16 protein-coding genes and 1 pseudogene are annotated in these 13,057 nt (G+C 41.5%); 11 read left to right on the top strand and 6 right to left on the bottom strand.

Annotated features, from left to right (window positions below; genetic code table 11):
• Nucleotides 1–117: 117 nt before the first annotated feature.
• The 3 genes from JQM82_RS11520 to JQM82_RS11510 all read right to left on the bottom strand — a co-directional run bounded on the left by JQM82_RS11520 (nucleotide 118) and on the right by JQM82_RS11510 (nucleotide 2,790).
• A complete protein-coding gene (locus tag JQM82_RS11520; protein ID WP_235250478.1) occupies nucleotides 118–1,020 on the bottom strand; it encodes a Bro-N domain-containing protein in 903 nt (300 codons plus the stop codon).
• A gap of 30 nt (nucleotides 1,021–1,050) precedes the next feature.
• Complete coding sequence (locus JQM82_RS11515) at nucleotides 1,051–1,953, bottom strand: hypothetical protein (protein WP_235250477.1); 903 nt, start codon at nucleotides 1,951–1,953, stop codon at nucleotides 1,051–1,053.
• A gap of 90 nt (nucleotides 1,954–2,043) precedes the next feature.
• Complete coding sequence (locus JQM82_RS11510) at nucleotides 2,044–2,790, bottom strand: sigma-70 family RNA polymerase sigma factor (protein ID WP_227078340.1); 747 nt, start codon at nucleotides 2,788–2,790, stop codon at nucleotides 2,044–2,046.
• A 240-nt stretch (nucleotides 2,791–3,030) separates the two neighbouring features.
• Between JQM82_RS11510 and JQM82_RS11505 the strand changes: the two genes are divergently transcribed.
• The 5 genes from JQM82_RS11505 to JQM82_RS11485 are packed head-to-tail and all read left to right on the top strand — an operon-like array spanning nucleotide 3,031 to nucleotide 6,052.
• Nucleotides 3,031–3,225: a transposon-encoded TnpW family protein gene (locus tag JQM82_RS11505; RefSeq protein WP_235250476.1), complete on the top strand. Its 195-nt coding sequence runs from the start codon at nucleotides 3,031–3,033 to the stop codon at nucleotides 3,223–3,225.
• A gap of 16 nt (nucleotides 3,226–3,241) precedes the next feature.
• The gene (locus JQM82_RS11500) at nucleotides 3,242–3,571 is read left to right on the top strand and encodes a DUF3847 domain-containing protein (protein ID WP_235250475.1); all 330 of its coding nucleotides are present in this window, start codon (nucleotides 3,242–3,244) and stop codon (nucleotides 3,569–3,571) included.
• Nucleotides 3,495–3,938 (top strand): hypothetical protein, encoded by a 444-nt coding sequence (locus tag JQM82_RS11495; protein ID WP_235250473.1) that lies wholly within the window; start codon nucleotides 3,495–3,497, stop codon nucleotides 3,936–3,938. The genes JQM82_RS11500 and JQM82_RS11495 overlap by 77 nt, the downstream gene beginning before the upstream one ends.
• The gene (mobQ, locus tag JQM82_RS11490; RefSeq protein ID WP_235250472.1) at nucleotides 3,913–5,382 is read left to right on the top strand and encodes a MobQ family relaxase; all 1,470 of its coding nucleotides are present in this window, start codon (nucleotides 3,913–3,915) and stop codon (nucleotides 5,380–5,382) included. The genes JQM82_RS11495 and mobQ overlap by 26 nt, the downstream gene beginning before the upstream one ends.
• Nucleotides 5,306–6,052, top strand: coding sequence for a DUF6040 family protein (locus JQM82_RS11485; RefSeq protein ID WP_235250471.1), 747 nt, complete (start codon nucleotides 5,306–5,308; stop codon nucleotides 6,050–6,052). Before mobQ ends, JQM82_RS11485 begins: the two co-directional genes overlap by 77 nt.
• Nucleotides 6,053–6,149: 97 nt before the next feature.
• Here the strand turns inward: JQM82_RS11485 and JQM82_RS11480 are convergent, their stop codons facing one another.
• Nucleotides 6,150–7,007: a MerR family transcriptional regulator gene (locus JQM82_RS11480; RefSeq protein WP_235250470.1), complete on the bottom strand. Its 858-nt coding sequence runs from the start codon at nucleotides 7,005–7,007 to the stop codon at nucleotides 6,150–6,152.
• A gap of 126 nt (nucleotides 7,008–7,133) precedes the next feature.
• A complete protein-coding gene (locus JQM82_RS11475; RefSeq protein ID WP_055213328.1) occupies nucleotides 7,134–7,373 on the bottom strand; it encodes a DUF6061 family protein in 240 nt (79 codons plus the stop codon).
• A gap of 98 nt (nucleotides 7,374–7,471) precedes the next feature.
• Between JQM82_RS11475 and JQM82_RS11470 the strand changes: the two are divergent.
• The 5 genes and pseudogenes from JQM82_RS11470 to JQM82_RS11450 form a co-directional block, all read left to right on the top strand.
• A pseudogene (locus tag JQM82_RS11470) lies at nucleotides 7,472–7,645 on the top strand (site-specific integrase); the annotation flags it as partial.
• The gene (locus JQM82_RS11465) at nucleotides 7,645–7,992 is read left to right on the top strand and encodes a plasmid mobilization protein (RefSeq protein WP_235250469.1); all 348 of its coding nucleotides are present in this window, start codon (nucleotides 7,645–7,647) and stop codon (nucleotides 7,990–7,992) included. The pseudogene JQM82_RS11470 and the gene JQM82_RS11465, both read left to right, overlap by 1 nt.
• A 212-nt stretch (nucleotides 7,993–8,204) precedes the next feature.
• The gene (locus JQM82_RS11460; protein WP_235250468.1) at nucleotides 8,205–8,789 is read left to right on the top strand and encodes a CHC2 zinc finger domain-containing protein; all 585 of its coding nucleotides are present in this window, start codon (nucleotides 8,205–8,207) and stop codon (nucleotides 8,787–8,789) included.
• A gap of 27 nt (nucleotides 8,790–8,816) precedes the next feature.
• Nucleotides 8,817–10,160 (top strand): virulence-associated E family protein, encoded by a 1,344-nt coding sequence (locus JQM82_RS11455; protein ID WP_235250479.1) that lies wholly within the window; start codon nucleotides 8,817–8,819, stop codon nucleotides 10,158–10,160.
• A 406-nt stretch (nucleotides 10,161–10,566) separates the two neighbouring features.
• Nucleotides 10,567–12,138: a MobA/MobL family protein gene (locus JQM82_RS11450; RefSeq protein ID WP_235250467.1), complete on the top strand. Its 1,572-nt coding sequence runs from the start codon at nucleotides 10,567–10,569 to the stop codon at nucleotides 12,136–12,138.
• A 93-nt stretch (nucleotides 12,139–12,231) separates the two neighbouring features.
• Here JQM82_RS11450 and JQM82_RS11445 read toward each other — a convergent pair whose 3' ends face one another.
• On the bottom strand, nucleotides 12,232–12,687 hold the full coding sequence (locus JQM82_RS11445; RefSeq protein WP_235250465.1) for a very short patch repair endonuclease: 456 nt from the start codon (nucleotides 12,685–12,687) through the stop codon (nucleotides 12,232–12,234).
• A 160-nt stretch (nucleotides 12,688–12,847) separates the two neighbouring features.
• Here JQM82_RS11445 and JQM82_RS11440 point away from each other — a divergent pair, with 160 nt between their 5' ends.
• Nucleotides 12,848–13,057, top strand: a complete 210-nt coding sequence (locus JQM82_RS11440) for a helix-turn-helix domain-containing protein (protein ID WP_235232336.1) — start codon at nucleotides 12,848–12,850, stop codon at nucleotides 13,055–13,057.

Raw genomic sequence — 13,057 nt, 5'->3', positions numbered from 1 at the left:
AGATAGGACAAAATAAAAAAAAGTTTGGTGCTGCCTGTCAAATCTTATCAATATGATACAAAAATAAGGGGCAGACCGTTAGCCTGCACCCTGTTTTAAGTTATTTTACGGTAATTATTATTTATTGTTTTCAGTATCATCTAACAATTCTGGTGTAGTTGCATTGGTTTCTGACAAAACACTGTGTCCAAGCTGTTCTTCAAGTGCCTTGCGTGCATCCCCGGCGATTTTGCCACCTGCAATCGTAACTTCTTTTGTCTGTGAAAAACCTTCTGGCTGTCTACTTCGTGATATTTCAGTTGCAGAAACTTCGGCTAGGAGGTTGAGAGCAAGTTCCGTGTTTGTCATATTGTCACGCAGATTCTCTTTCTTTAATCCCTTTAATTTTTTATATTCCTGAACGGATTTCCCAGACCATGCGATGGTAAGAATATTGGTAAGTGTTGCGAATTCTTTTGATTCCTTTATACCTGCATTTTGCCATTCATCTGTCAATTCTTTTCTAATCTCAATGGTTCTGAGACGTTGTGAAATCCATTTATCTGAATACCCTTTTGCTTTATATGTAGCAACCGCACGTTCCATTGCTTTCTCTGGATCAGCAATTTCTTCCAATCTTTCTGCACCGACTTTTGCCAGCCATGTTTTAAATGGCTCAGCTTTTGGTGAAGGAATTGACTGAATGATTCTAAGAATTCCTTCTGTGTTGGCGGCCTGTGTTTTTCGCATCTTCCCATCAGGTGCTAACATTTGAAGTGGGGTACAAATTGTACCCCACTTGGATTCAAGTGCTTTGTCACGGGCACGCATCTTCTTGATATATTGTTTGGGGTCAGAACTATCAGTCAGTACCTGTACGACATCAACAATCGAAAGATACCATTCTTCTTCGCCGGAGTGCCAAACTTTTCGGATACTGTGGTCATTAAAAAATTCCAAATCTTCATCCACCATGTTTTTTTTGTCTATGGAAATGGCATTTGTTTTTCCTTCTTTGTCATCATAAATATATACTATCATTATGTTCCTCCCTTGATATTTCTATGTTGTTTATTCCTCATCCTTTTTCGCCCGACACTTATATACATTATACTGATTTTTACATTGCGGAGAACAGAACTGCACATTGGAGCGGCTGGCTACAAATATCTTTCCACAGTGCTTGCACAGTTTCAGCGTAGAGTTTTCATCCGTTATCATAAAGGAAAACATCATCTGAATGGCGAGCATCAGGGAATGGAAATCCCAGACAATGGTGGGCTTATCTAAAAGTTCTATGTGGTAAGTCGGTGCAATGCCGCCAAAACATTCCATTCCTTTTCGGTATACATTCCGTTCTGCTTCCTCCAACGTATCATAATCCTGATAATACAGAAAGCTGGTAACAAAGGTAAAAGCCCAGTCAGAGAATACCGTGGTAATCCAGTCATAGCTTTCAGCATATTCCTTTTGAAAGCTCATAAGCACTGCTTGTGGCTTATCTTGTAAAGTCATAAATACCGCAAACATTTCCCGGCTATCTGTATTCCACGTAGATTCCCGACCTTTTTTTAGAAAAGAGATCTTGTCAAAAGGAAAGAAGTAGGCGAGGTAATCTTCCGTAGAAAGCGTTTCCTGTTTGATGAAATGATTCTTGGGAAGATACACCGCATCATAGGTGATAAATTCCGGTGTGGTCGGAAGTGCGGTCATCAGTCCAAGAAGTCCAAAATGTTCTGCAAAGCTCTGAATCCTCTGTTTCAATTCTTCCATAGAAGCTTTTTTCTGCATAACATCAAGACCAATTCCAAGAGCGGTCAGTACCAGCTCCTTATACTCCTTGATGGGATTGTAAAGTGACATTACGGCATCTTTTGCCGGAGTAAGGTACAAAACGCCGTCAGTCGATTCTTTCCATTCATATTTATCATAACGTACCCAGTGAGCACTGGTGCGTTTAAAAATGTTATCCATATTTCTGATACCTCTGTTTCGTCATAAATGTCTATTTTTATTGTGAGTAATTGCTATAAACAAAATTCGATTACATTCCAATCATATCATCTATCCATCCGTACTGCAATGTCTTTCTAAAAAGTTTCGTTCCTTCATAGTTGTTGACAGTCCGTTATCACATTTATACTGCAAAACCGGAATCAGCTTTTTGTGAATCTTCCTTAAAATGGTTGCTCTCACCTTACGGATATTCCGGTCAGACTGCTCATACATTTTCGCAAGACAGCATGTACTGTAATCCCTGATATATAAAAAATAGAAAAGTGCTTTGTGCTTTTCACTTAATTCACTTAGTATCTGTGAGATATTGCTGTCGCATACAAGCTCCTGCAATTCATAAGGACAGTCAAATATTACATCTAAAAATTCGCCCTTCATCATTTGCTGCCAGTACACACTTTGAATGGGTGCCGGAATAACAATCTCATCCGGAGACATGTTGTACTCAAACGGAACCTCGGCATCATCCCGGCAGACCTCGTGATAACGCTCACGTCTTTCACGGTTTTTATCCTCTTTGTCCCATGCGTCAATGACATCTTCAAAATCTCCCTGTGTTCTGGCAGCAGCTTCCATTCTTGCAATGGCAGCTTTTCGCAGGTCTCTTTTTAATATCAGCCGTTCGGCAACCTCAGGTTCTGCCTGTTCCAGTAAATCCTCTTCCGGGATGAAAGCATCTTCTTTAGTTTCCTCTTCCAGTGAAATCGTCCATTTATAATGCTCTTCTTTTTCTATCGTATCATCTGATTCTGGATTATCCGAATTATCAAAATAAAAATCTTCTCTGCTCTCCATATAAAAATCCTTTTTCAAAAAATCTTTTCAAAACAGTTCCGTTTTGCATCGGAATTTTCTCCTTTAGGTGAAGAAGTAATTGTTTTGATTGAAACAGATTACTCGAATTCAAGAAAGGAGAAAACGGAAAATGAAAAAAGGAACGATTCACATTGCCATTCGTGCCCCAACTGCTATGCATTTATTATAACAAACAAGTGTTCGATTATCAATTGTTTATTGAAGGAATGGAGGGTTTTTATGGAGAAGAAACAGAATGGTGAAAAGTGTACCAGTACTTTTACAAAAAGAATTGGAAACACCACCTATCGTGTCAATGTGCATTTCGCAGAAAACACAACGGATACCGTAGAGGATAAGCTGCTACACCTGATGGGTACAGTGGCGCTTACAGATGAAATTTCATCAGCTACTGATGAAGCAGAAGCAGTTTAAAAGGAGGAACAATCTTATGGTTAGAACACAGAGAAGTATTGAGGAACGCATTTCTGAAAAGGAAATACAGTATGAGCAGGTAATGGAAAAGGCGAAACAGTATCAGGCGCAGATGAAGCGGCTCAAACAGCAGCAAAAAGCAGAGGAACGCAAGAAACGTACTCATCTGCTGTGTCAGATTGGAGGAATCGTGGAAAAGGTACTGGATCGTCCGCTGGTGGAGGAAGATGTGATGCGTCTTTTGAATTTCCTAAATCAGCAGGAACGAAATGGAAAATATTTTACCAGAGCAATGGAAAAATGCCCGGATACGGGCAGTGAAATGGAAGGTGCCAAGAATGAGTAATTTGGTATCTTCTTTTTATATGTTGGGAGTTGCAGAGGCAGAAATGCTTTTGCAATTCCCTTTTCTCGTAAGAGAGAAGGGCGCACTTATAGACAGGCAGAGCCTGTCTGATATAAGTTTGCCACAGGTGGCAACCGGTCTGCGCTTTGCTTGCCGGGCTCGTTCCGTCGGCGGGGCTTTCAGCCAGACCAAGTTGTGTACTTGGATGACAGCAACTTGTGCAGTTGCATCGCACTCTTCGCAGAGAGCGGTCTTGCAGACGGCTATTTGCCGGATACGGCAAAATGGTAAAGCAAAAACCGCCTATGCGGTTTTTCAATATCATACGGGGAGGTGGTACGATGGCAATTTTTCATCTTTCCATTAAGATAGTCAGCCGAAGCTCTGGAAAAGGTGCAGTTGCCGCAGCTGCTTACCGGGCAGGTGTCAAATTGGAAGAAAAGGAAACCGGATATACGCACGATTACACGAGGAAAAGAGGTGTAATCTATTCGGAGATTTTTCTCCCAGCCAATGCACCACAGGAATATCAGAACCGGGAAATTCTCTGGAACGAGGTGCAGAAAGTGGAAAAGAAATCGGATGCCCAGCTTGCAAGGGAAATTGAAGTGGCACTTCCGGTTGAACTTTCAAGGGAAGAACAGATTACACTTTTGCAGAATTATATTGCAGAAAATTTCACTTCCGCTGGAATGTGTGCGGATATGGCAATTCACGAAAAGCATGTGGATGGGAAAACAGTTTTGCACCAAAATCCCCACGCCCATATCCTGTTGACCACCAGAGGATTCAAGGAAGACGGAAGCTGGGCTCCAAAGGAAAAGAAAACTTATGCGCTTGATGAAAACGGAGAACGGATTCCACTGATGGATGAGAATACTGGTTTGCAGAAACTCGGAAAGCGGAATGAGAAGTTATGGAAACGTGTTACGGTTCTGTCCAATGACTGGAATAGTCAGTCCAATGCTGAAAAGTGGCGCAGTTCCTGGGCGGATATGTGCAACCAGTATCTTGCACCGGAGAATCAGATAGACCACAGGAGCTTTAAACGACAGGGCATTGAACGGATTCCCACGATTCACGAGGGATACGCAGCCAGACAGATGGAGCGGAGGGGGCTTGCTTCGGAACGGATGGAACTTAACCGTGAAATAAAGCGGCTGAACCAAATCATTTCCAAACTGAAAGATACTGTTTTGGGAATAGGGAAAAGGCTGATGGAACTAAAGGACAATTTAATGAAAGTGAGGATGCACTATGGAGAAAGAAATATTGCAAAACGAACTTCCAATACTGGAAGAGATGCTCGCACTTATGACAGAGCAGCAGGAACTGATACTGGAGATTACGGAGGAGCTGCAGGCGGCGAATCAGGACTTGGCACAGGAAGAGAAAGTAATCAGGGAAAAGGACAGACAGATCAATTCGTTGCAGTCATTGGTGCAGCAATTGAACGACGAAAACGAACAATTGACGAAGCTTTAGAGAGGAGAAAAGAGATTTATGAACGATTTGAGAGGTTACAGAGACTCAGATCTGCTGGCAATGCTGGAACAGATGGAGCAAATGCAGGCGGAACTTACGGAAAAGACCCAGACCATACAAGCATTAGAGAGCGAACTACAGCAGCTTCCGACCTTATCCGAATGGCAGAACGTGCAGGTGCTGATGCAAGAGCAAACGACGCAGCTTCAGGAGCAGTCATTAAAGATTCGCAGACAGGCAGAGCATATCGTGAAGCAGAACGAGAGCGACAGGATTCTGAAAGACAACGAAAGATTAAGGCTCGAAAACGAGGAATTGACCGATAAGGCAGATGCTGCTTTGCATAAGCAGAAACAGGCAGAACAGGATGCAGCTTATGCAAGAAGCCATATGAAGATTAAGGAAGTGGAGGTTGAGAGAAAAGTGCTGTATGAAAAGTGCAAAAACTGTAAACAGTCGTTGCTTGACAAGGCGATTGTTTCCTACCGTAACCGAAAAGAGTATTTGGAAAATTATTTGTTTCTTTTTATGATGCTTTGCACAACAACTATGATACTGACGGCTTTTCAGCAGGAGGCATTTTGGAAAGATACCGTGGATTTCTTTACCACTTTCTTGAATGGCTGTGGAAAAGTGCTGGTAATGATAGTTGACGCAGAATGTGGACTTGCACAACTGCTCGCCGACATGATTAGTCAGCCGATATGGGGCAATGTAGTATACTGGATTGCATTGACACTGTTCCTCATCTCAACTGGAATCCTGCTCTTTTTTATCTGTCATATGGCGTGGGATAAGAATAGAAAAAAGATACGGTCAGGAATCAATATGTGGACTGTATCCATTGCAATTCTGCTGTTGATGGTGGTTGTATATCTTGGAGATTATATCCGAATGATTTTACCGATTAACCTATTCCTGCTATGGTTGATAGGTGTTGGGGTATTGCTTGCGATTGGTATATATGTGGCTGAATGTAGTAAATATCACTATTAAGGAAGTACAGCCCGTCACGTTGATGTGATGGGCTGTATATTTCAGATTTGAAATTCTGTTTCACCTATAGAATGAGGAGATACATTTAGGCAAATATTTAGATTACCTGTCTGTTTGTGTAAAAAGACTCTATTGCCCGTGCAAAGAAATCAGAAGCCCCTTCACCGTATTTTTCGTCTATCATTGGTCTGATTTTTTCATTGCGGTAATATTGCGCCTGTGCCATCATAAAGCCTTTTTCTTCTTTTATCTGGGAAAACTGTTTCATAACAAAGCCATATTCTCCGACAAGCTCTTTTACTTCAAAAGAATCTATGTCACAATTCTGTTTTGCAATCAGTTTTTGCAAAATCGCTTCTATCCGTTTGTTATAGCTTTCTGCAACTTCTTTGCTGACGGGAGTTCGGGCAACAGACAGAAACTTGTCCTTTCCACCGTACCATTCAACTACCTTTGCATAGCCTTTCTGCATTTCTTCCGAAGATACGACTTCCATATAATGCTTTTTCCATTGTTCAATGCTACCAAATTCTTTAATTGCAATATTTCTCATATTCTCCGGCATATACTCAAGCATGGTTTGGAACATTTCTTCTACTTCTGTTTTGGTAAAAATTGTAAAATCCATTTTGTTCTCTCCTTTCAGAATGTCATCAATGCTGGCAATCAGACGTTCCATTCGTTCTTTCTTTGTTACCAACATTTTTCGCTGTACTTGTAAAATCTGATTTCTATCAAGAGCCGGATTGTCCAAAACAGCTTTGATTTCTTTCAAGGAGATATCAAACTCACGGAAAAATAAAATCTGTTGTAATGTTTCCAGTGCCTTATCGTCATAAAGCCGGTATCCCGCATCACTTTTTTCTGTTGGCTTTAACAACCCGATTTCATCATAATAGTGAAGCGTGCGAACGCTGATACCTGTTAAATCTGATATTTCTTTTACAGTTCTCATAGCTACTGACCTCCTGTTCTTGATAAGATAACTTTAAGCTATGACGCTCCGAGAGAGTCAATAGGTATTTTGAATTTTAGTATAACATTTTTCTGCTCTAAAGGAAAAAGGTTGTTTGATATTCAATTATAATAATTCAAGACTGTCCTCTGCATCTACCCACATCTGTAAATTTCCATCCAATGCCAATGTCGCATATTCCAGTGGCTCATCTATTGCCAGTGCATTTAAGGCGCATTGTGAACCGGGAGTTGTCCGTAAGCCATCTTCTGCAACATTGCAGTCAATTCTTAAAGTATATCCATTGAATGTTGTTACATCAATACTGTTATGATACATATCGTATTCCGCATAAATTAATCTCATTTTTATCTGTCCTTTCCGTTGAAAATTATCTAATACATCATTTTATCCATAGATACCCGAATTTTGTATAGTTCTTATTTTATCCCTCAGAAAGTCAAACTCATGTTTCCCTGCTGATCCATATGGGATTTACAGCACTTGCCATTGGAAACCGGGTGGGACATGAAGCAGAAAAAATCACGTATCGGTATGCACATCTGTTCCCTACCGTGCAGACGGAGATGGCGAATAAGCTGGATGTGGAACGGATGGAAAAGGAGGATGAAATCTGATGGAGAGAACGTTGGACGCAAAAGGACGATGGAGAAACCGGACAGTGGGATTTAGGGTATCCGAGGAAGAAGCGAAAATGATTGACCGCATGGTGGCGTTATCCGGGCTTACCAAACAGGAGTACATCCTGAGAAAGTTGATGAACTGGGAAGTGACCGTGCAGGGAAATCCGAGAGTGTACAAAGCTCTGAAAAATCAGATGCAGCAGATTTTCGGGGAACTCAAACGGTTGGAAATGTGCAGTGAAGAAAATGAAGAACTTCTTCAGACAATCCAGATGGTTGCTGTGACGTTGAACGGGATGAAGGAGGAATCGCACCATGTGGAATTCCCGCAACATCCCTAAAAAAGAAAATGCCCCTGCTGGTAACAAGGACATTTCTAAAACTCATACAAACTTATGCAGGCTCTGGTAAAGCCTCATAGACAAAACTCAATCCTTACGGGAGAAGTCTGCCTATACGCATATAGCTTTATGTGTAGTATAGCAAAGTTCTCCTGTAACGGAAAGAGGGAAAATTACTGAAATTAATAACAAAGGATACAGGAGGACGGAACATGAACATTTTTCAGGAAGTGAAAGCACGTGTCACTGCAAGGCAGGTGGCAGAAAGATATGGGTTAAAAGTCAGCCGGAATGGGATGGCGTGCTGTCCCTTTCATAATGACAAACATCCCAGTATGAAGATTGATCAGAATTATTACTGCTTTGCCTGCGGGGCAAAAGGAGATGCAGTCAATTATGTGGCGGTGCTGTTTGGATTATCCCAGTTCGAAGCAGTGAAGAAGATCAATGAAGATTTTTCTCTGGGAATTCCAATCGAGAAAACAGAGATAAGAAGAAAACAAAATTCAGGTGTTAGGGAAAAAGAGAAGATTCCAACAAAAGAGGAACGGATTCAATTTGTTCAAAAGAAAATTGATCAATGGGCAAAGGATGCTGTGAATGTACTGTTGCGGTATCTGCGATGGATAGAATTCTGGAAGGAGTTTTACAAGCCGGAATCCACGGAAGAGGAATGGCATCCGCTATTTGCCGAAGCCTTACAAAATGAAAGCAAGATCAGTTATCTGGTGGACATGCTGATGTTTGGAACGGACGAAGAGATTCTGGATTTTTCCAGAACGGAAGGGAGGAGGTGAAGCGGTATGAACAGAGAATTGCAGAATATGAGCGAGGAGTCCTTGCAGAACTTAGAGGAGATTGTGGAAACAGAGCTTCTGACAGTGGAGGATATCCGGGAACGGATGGATACCACGGAAAAAGGGAAAATCCGTCAGTCCATTCAGAACTGCAAATATGCGCTAGAGCATGATCCCTGTCTGAAAGGAGCTATCTGCAGAAATGAAATGACGTGTCAGATTGACATCATGAAGAAAATGCCCTGGAAAAGGCGGGGTGTTCATATGACTGACACCGATATGAACAATTTGGCGTTATATCTGGAAAAGAATTATGGACTGACCAGCGACCGTGTAATTGCAAAGGCGATAGATATTGTGGCGAATGAAAATAGTTTTCATCCGATACTTCAACATCTGGAAAGCCTGAAATGGGATGGTGTTCCGAGAATACAGCATATGCTGACCCATTTCTTTGGAGCAGAAGATATTGCATATACCGGAGAGGTGATGAAGATGCATATGATGGGAGCCATTCGGAGGCTATATGAGCCGGGAGCCAAATATGACATCATGCTCTGCCTTGTCGGAGGGCAAGGAACCGGAAAATCCACCTTCTTCCGCTATCTGGCAATCAAAGATGAATGGTTTACGGACGATATGAAGCGGATCGATGATAAGAAGGTTTATGAATATCTGCAGGGACACTGGATCGTGGAAATGTCAGAAATGAACGCGGTGGCAAATGCCAAGAGTATCGAAGAGACAAAATCATTCCTGAGCCGGCAGAAGGATATTTATCGTATCCCTTATGAAAGGCGGGCAGAGGATAGATACCGACAATGTGTATTTTGCGGTACTTCCAACGACCTGAATTTCCTTCCGTTTGATCGTACCGGAAACCGGAGATTTGCCCCAGTCAGAGTATTTCCGGAAAAAGCGGAAACCACCATTTATGAAAATGAAGCAGAATCCAGAGCATACATTATCCAGGCATGGGCAGAGGCAATGGAGATATACCAAAGCGGAGACTATCCGATGACCTTTTCGCCGGAGATGGAAGATCACGTCAAACTTCTCCAGAGGGAATTCATGCCGGAAGATACCCAGACAGGCATGATTCAGGCGTTTCTTGATGCATACGAAGAAGATTATGTGTGTTCGACCATTATCTATCAGCAGGTATTTCATCAGGAAGGAATCGTGCCAAAATGGCAGTCAAAGGAAATTGGTGATCTGATGGACAATGAGATCGTTGGCTGGACGAAACATGGCAATCACAGGTTTGGTGGATCAATCGGAACGCAGAGGTCGTGGAAACGGATTCAGCCGAAAAAAGATGAAGAGGGTTTCCAAAAGGTGGATGAAAGCATGGAAATCCCATTTGATTAAGTATTACTTTTAAAATGTTTTGAGCCCTGTTCACATGTTTCTGTTCACAAAAATCCTAGCGAAATGTGAACAAGAAGGTGTGAACAGGAGCGAAAAAACTTTGAAAACAAAGCAGAAACGAGAAACAGCCCGGAAACGGGCATCAATAAAAATGGCGGATACGCCAGCTGAAAAAATTAATTATCAGTGCATATAGAATCATCCGGGTATGACAAAAAGAGCCCTCGGCGATTGAGAGCGAAATACACCCATCGCACAAGCTGAAGCTTATGCTCTGTGTCTTTCGTCCTCCCGGAGGGCCTCGCAGGGGCGTTTTATGGTCTGCAAAAGTATTCAAGGGCAGGTAAATAGCGAAAATAGCGGTGGTGATTTCTGATGGCAGCGTATCCGCCGGAAAGGAGGAAGTGTGAACAGACGAAATCATAGTTTTGTGATGGAAAGCAAGCTGCATGACGTAAAAGGTAGAGTGGATTATATCAGCAGCCCAAAGCGGCAGGAGAATCTGTATGCGGTCTTTTCCAATGTGGAGGACAGCTACTGGGATCTGCTTGCTGAACAGAATCAAAGGGATTTTGCAAAAAGTGGAACGGAAGGAACCTGCATTGAAGCCAGAGAGCTGATTATTATGTTACCGCCGAGCCTGATCGATTATGACCATGAGATTCTGCTAAAATATATAACATCGAAATTTCTGGAAAAGTATGATGTGGGCTGCTGTGCAGCTTTGCATCATAATAAGAGTAAAACGAATCTACATATCCATCTGATCTTTTCGGAACGGGAAATCCAGCAGAAAGTGGAGCGGAAAATTGCCAGTAGAAATATGTTTTATAATGAAAAGGGAAAGCATGTGAGGACGAAAAAGGAAATCCTTGATGAGGACGGAAATCTCCGATCCGGATGTAAGATCATCAAAAAAGGGGAAGTGTATGAGACGAATTTCTTTCAGCCAAAGAAAGAGGAATTTAAGTCCAATGCGTTTCTTAAAAATATGAAGCAGATTATGATGGATGCCATCAATGAGATTGTGAAAGATGAAAATGAGAAGCTGCAGGTATTTCAGAAAGGCGGTCCTTATCTTGCTACCAAAAAAATTGGGAAAAACAATCCCAAAGAAGCGGAGATCAGGGCAGATAATTATCTTCGGAAAGAATGGAACCGGAATGTGGATCGGGCATTGCTTACAGGTGCATCAGAAGTAGAAGTGATGATGGCAAAGCAATCACAGATTGATGAACCGGTGGCGGAGTCATTCCGGCAACATGGGCAGGATCCGAAATTATTTACCGGGATCCTTAAAAAAGCAGTCGGATACCTAAGGGGATTTGTAGAATTTCTGCGGGAGATGAAATACTGCGATAGAGATCCAGAAGGAAATCCTCTGATTGCTCATGATATACGGATTGACATTACGCCAGAACCACTTCCGGCAAAGCCGAAAGGAAAAAGACCTTCTTCCGAAAAGCAGGAAGCAGAAGTTATGCGGTTGCAGCAAATTCTCAATAAGATGAAAAAGCAGGAACAAAAGATTTATGCTATTGAGAAAGCAATCGTGAAACTGGAAAAAGATCTGAAGGAAGTAAAAAAGAAATGGTTCCACAAAAAAGAGCAGAAGGAACTGGAAGGAAAGATTGATGCGAAGAAAGCTCAACTGGAAAAGGCAAAAGATACACTGGATTTAATACCGGCTCAGCATGGATATCAAAATGCACTGGAAGTTACAAAGGCAATGAAGCTTGCGAAAGCGGAATTAAAGAAAGCTCAACAGGCTCAGAAAGTATGGGATGCGCCGGAACCAGAACCGGAGAAAATGTATCTGAGGATTCCGGCAAATATTCCGAATATGGAGAAACAGGAAATGCAGAAAAGCACCGGACAGAAAAGGAGTATTCATGAACGGTTGGAGGAGAAGAAACAGATTGCGGAGCAGAAGACGAAAAAGAAGATAAAATCAAAAGATGTGGGTATGGAACGATAATGGTGCTTGAAAAAATAACCGTGGATATCAGGATAAAACTGTAAGTCCAAGGTTATTTTTGAGGGGAGCCTACAACTAATAATGAGGGAAATATTATTCGTATTCTTCTAAAATTTCGGGATCATTTGAAAATGTATTGTCCCAGATAGATTCTTCAATAGCTTGAAGGCATTCATCTGTATGTTTTTTGATATCTTGTCCCCAGAAATGAATAACAGTGTAGCCGAGGAAAAGAAGTTTTTTATCATTTTCCCAGTCCCGGGAACGATTGCGTTCTATTTTCTTAATCCAATAGTCTGGATTTTTCCCTTTTTCAAGGCGGAGTTTTAATATTTCCCAGTCTTTACCATGGAAAAATTCACTATCACAAAAAATAGCAATTTTGTATTTGGTAAGAACGATATCAGGAGAGCCAGGAAGTGCCTTATAATTTTTATGATAACGGTATCCTTTGTGCCAGAGAGCTTTTCGTAGTTGAATTTCTATTGAAGTATCTTTACTATGGATTTTACTCATGTTTTTTGATACTGCTTTGGGGTCACGAGCCATATATGTATTCACCACCTTTTCTGATATAAGTTATTTTATCAAGGTGAATATAAAGTTACAAGTACCCATGACCATACAGGGTGAATTATTCGGTTGACGATATAAATGCCATGATTTATACTGGTAAGGTAAGAGTTGATTTAATGACGAGGTACCCGAAATGACGATTTCTGAACAGATCAAGGTGCTGTGCGTAAGGTCTGATATTAGTGTAGCTGAACTTGCACGGCGGATAGGTACAACACCACAGAATTTTAATGGAAAAATGAAAAGAGAAAGTTTTACCATAGCTGAATTAGAAGATATTGCAGATGCGGTAAATAGTTCTTTTGAGAGAAAATTCGTATTAGAAAACGGAGAGAAAATTTAA

It is taken from the genome of Faecalicatena contorta, from assembly GCF_021531995.1.
GTDB classification, from domain to species: Bacteria; Bacillota; Clostridia; order Lachnospirales; family Lachnospiraceae; genus Dorea_A; species Dorea_A contorta_A.
The sequence above is the reverse complement of the archived record's forward strand: the minus strand, read 5'-3'. Positions and strand labels throughout refer to the sequence as shown.

Coding starts and splice junctions, on each gene's coding strand:
- JQM82_RS11465 (WP_235250469.1), top strand. CDS start 7,645: ATGGAGAGAACGTTGGACGCAAAAGGACGATGGAGAAACCGGACAGTG.
- JQM82_RS11460 (WP_235250468.1), top strand. CDS start 8,205: ATGAACATTTTTCAGGAAGTGAAAGCACGTGTCACTGCAAGGCAGGTG.
- JQM82_RS11500 (WP_235250475.1), top strand. CDS start 3,242: ATGGTTAGAACACAGAGAAGTATTGAGGAACGCATTTCTGAAAAGGAA.
- JQM82_RS11480 (WP_235250470.1), bottom strand. CDS start 7,007: ATGAGAACTGTAAAAGAAATATCAGATTTAACAGGTATCAGCGTTCGC.
- mobQ (WP_235250472.1), top strand. CDS start 3,913: ATGGCAATTTTTCATCTTTCCATTAAGATAGTCAGCCGAAGCTCTGGA.
- JQM82_RS11510 (WP_227078340.1), bottom strand. CDS start 2,790: ATGGAGAGCAGAGAAGATTTTTATTTTGATAATTCGGATAATCCAGAA.
- JQM82_RS11445 (WP_235250465.1), bottom strand. CDS start 12,687: ATGGCTCGTGACCCCAAAGCAGTATCAAAAAACATGAGTAAAATCCAT.
- JQM82_RS11455 (WP_235250479.1), top strand. CDS start 8,817: ATGAGCGAGGAGTCCTTGCAGAACTTAGAGGAGATTGTGGAAACAGAG.
- JQM82_RS11505 (WP_235250476.1), top strand. CDS start 3,031: ATGGAGAAGAAACAGAATGGTGAAAAGTGTACCAGTACTTTTACAAAA.
- JQM82_RS11515 (WP_235250477.1), bottom strand. CDS start 1,953: ATGGATAACATTTTTAAACGCACCAGTGCTCACTGGGTACGTTATGAT.
- JQM82_RS11495 (WP_235250473.1), top strand. CDS start 3,495: ATGGAAAATATTTTACCAGAGCAATGGAAAAATGCCCGGATACGGGCA.
- JQM82_RS11520 (WP_235250478.1), bottom strand. CDS start 1,020: ATGATAGTATATATTTATGATGACAAAGAAGGAAAAACAAATGCCATT.
- JQM82_RS11475 (WP_055213328.1), bottom strand. CDS start 7,373: ATGAGATTAATTTATGCGGAATACGATATGTATCATAACAGTATTGAT.
- JQM82_RS11440 (WP_235232336.1), top strand. CDS start 12,848: ATGACGATTTCTGAACAGATCAAGGTGCTGTGCGTAAGGTCTGATATT.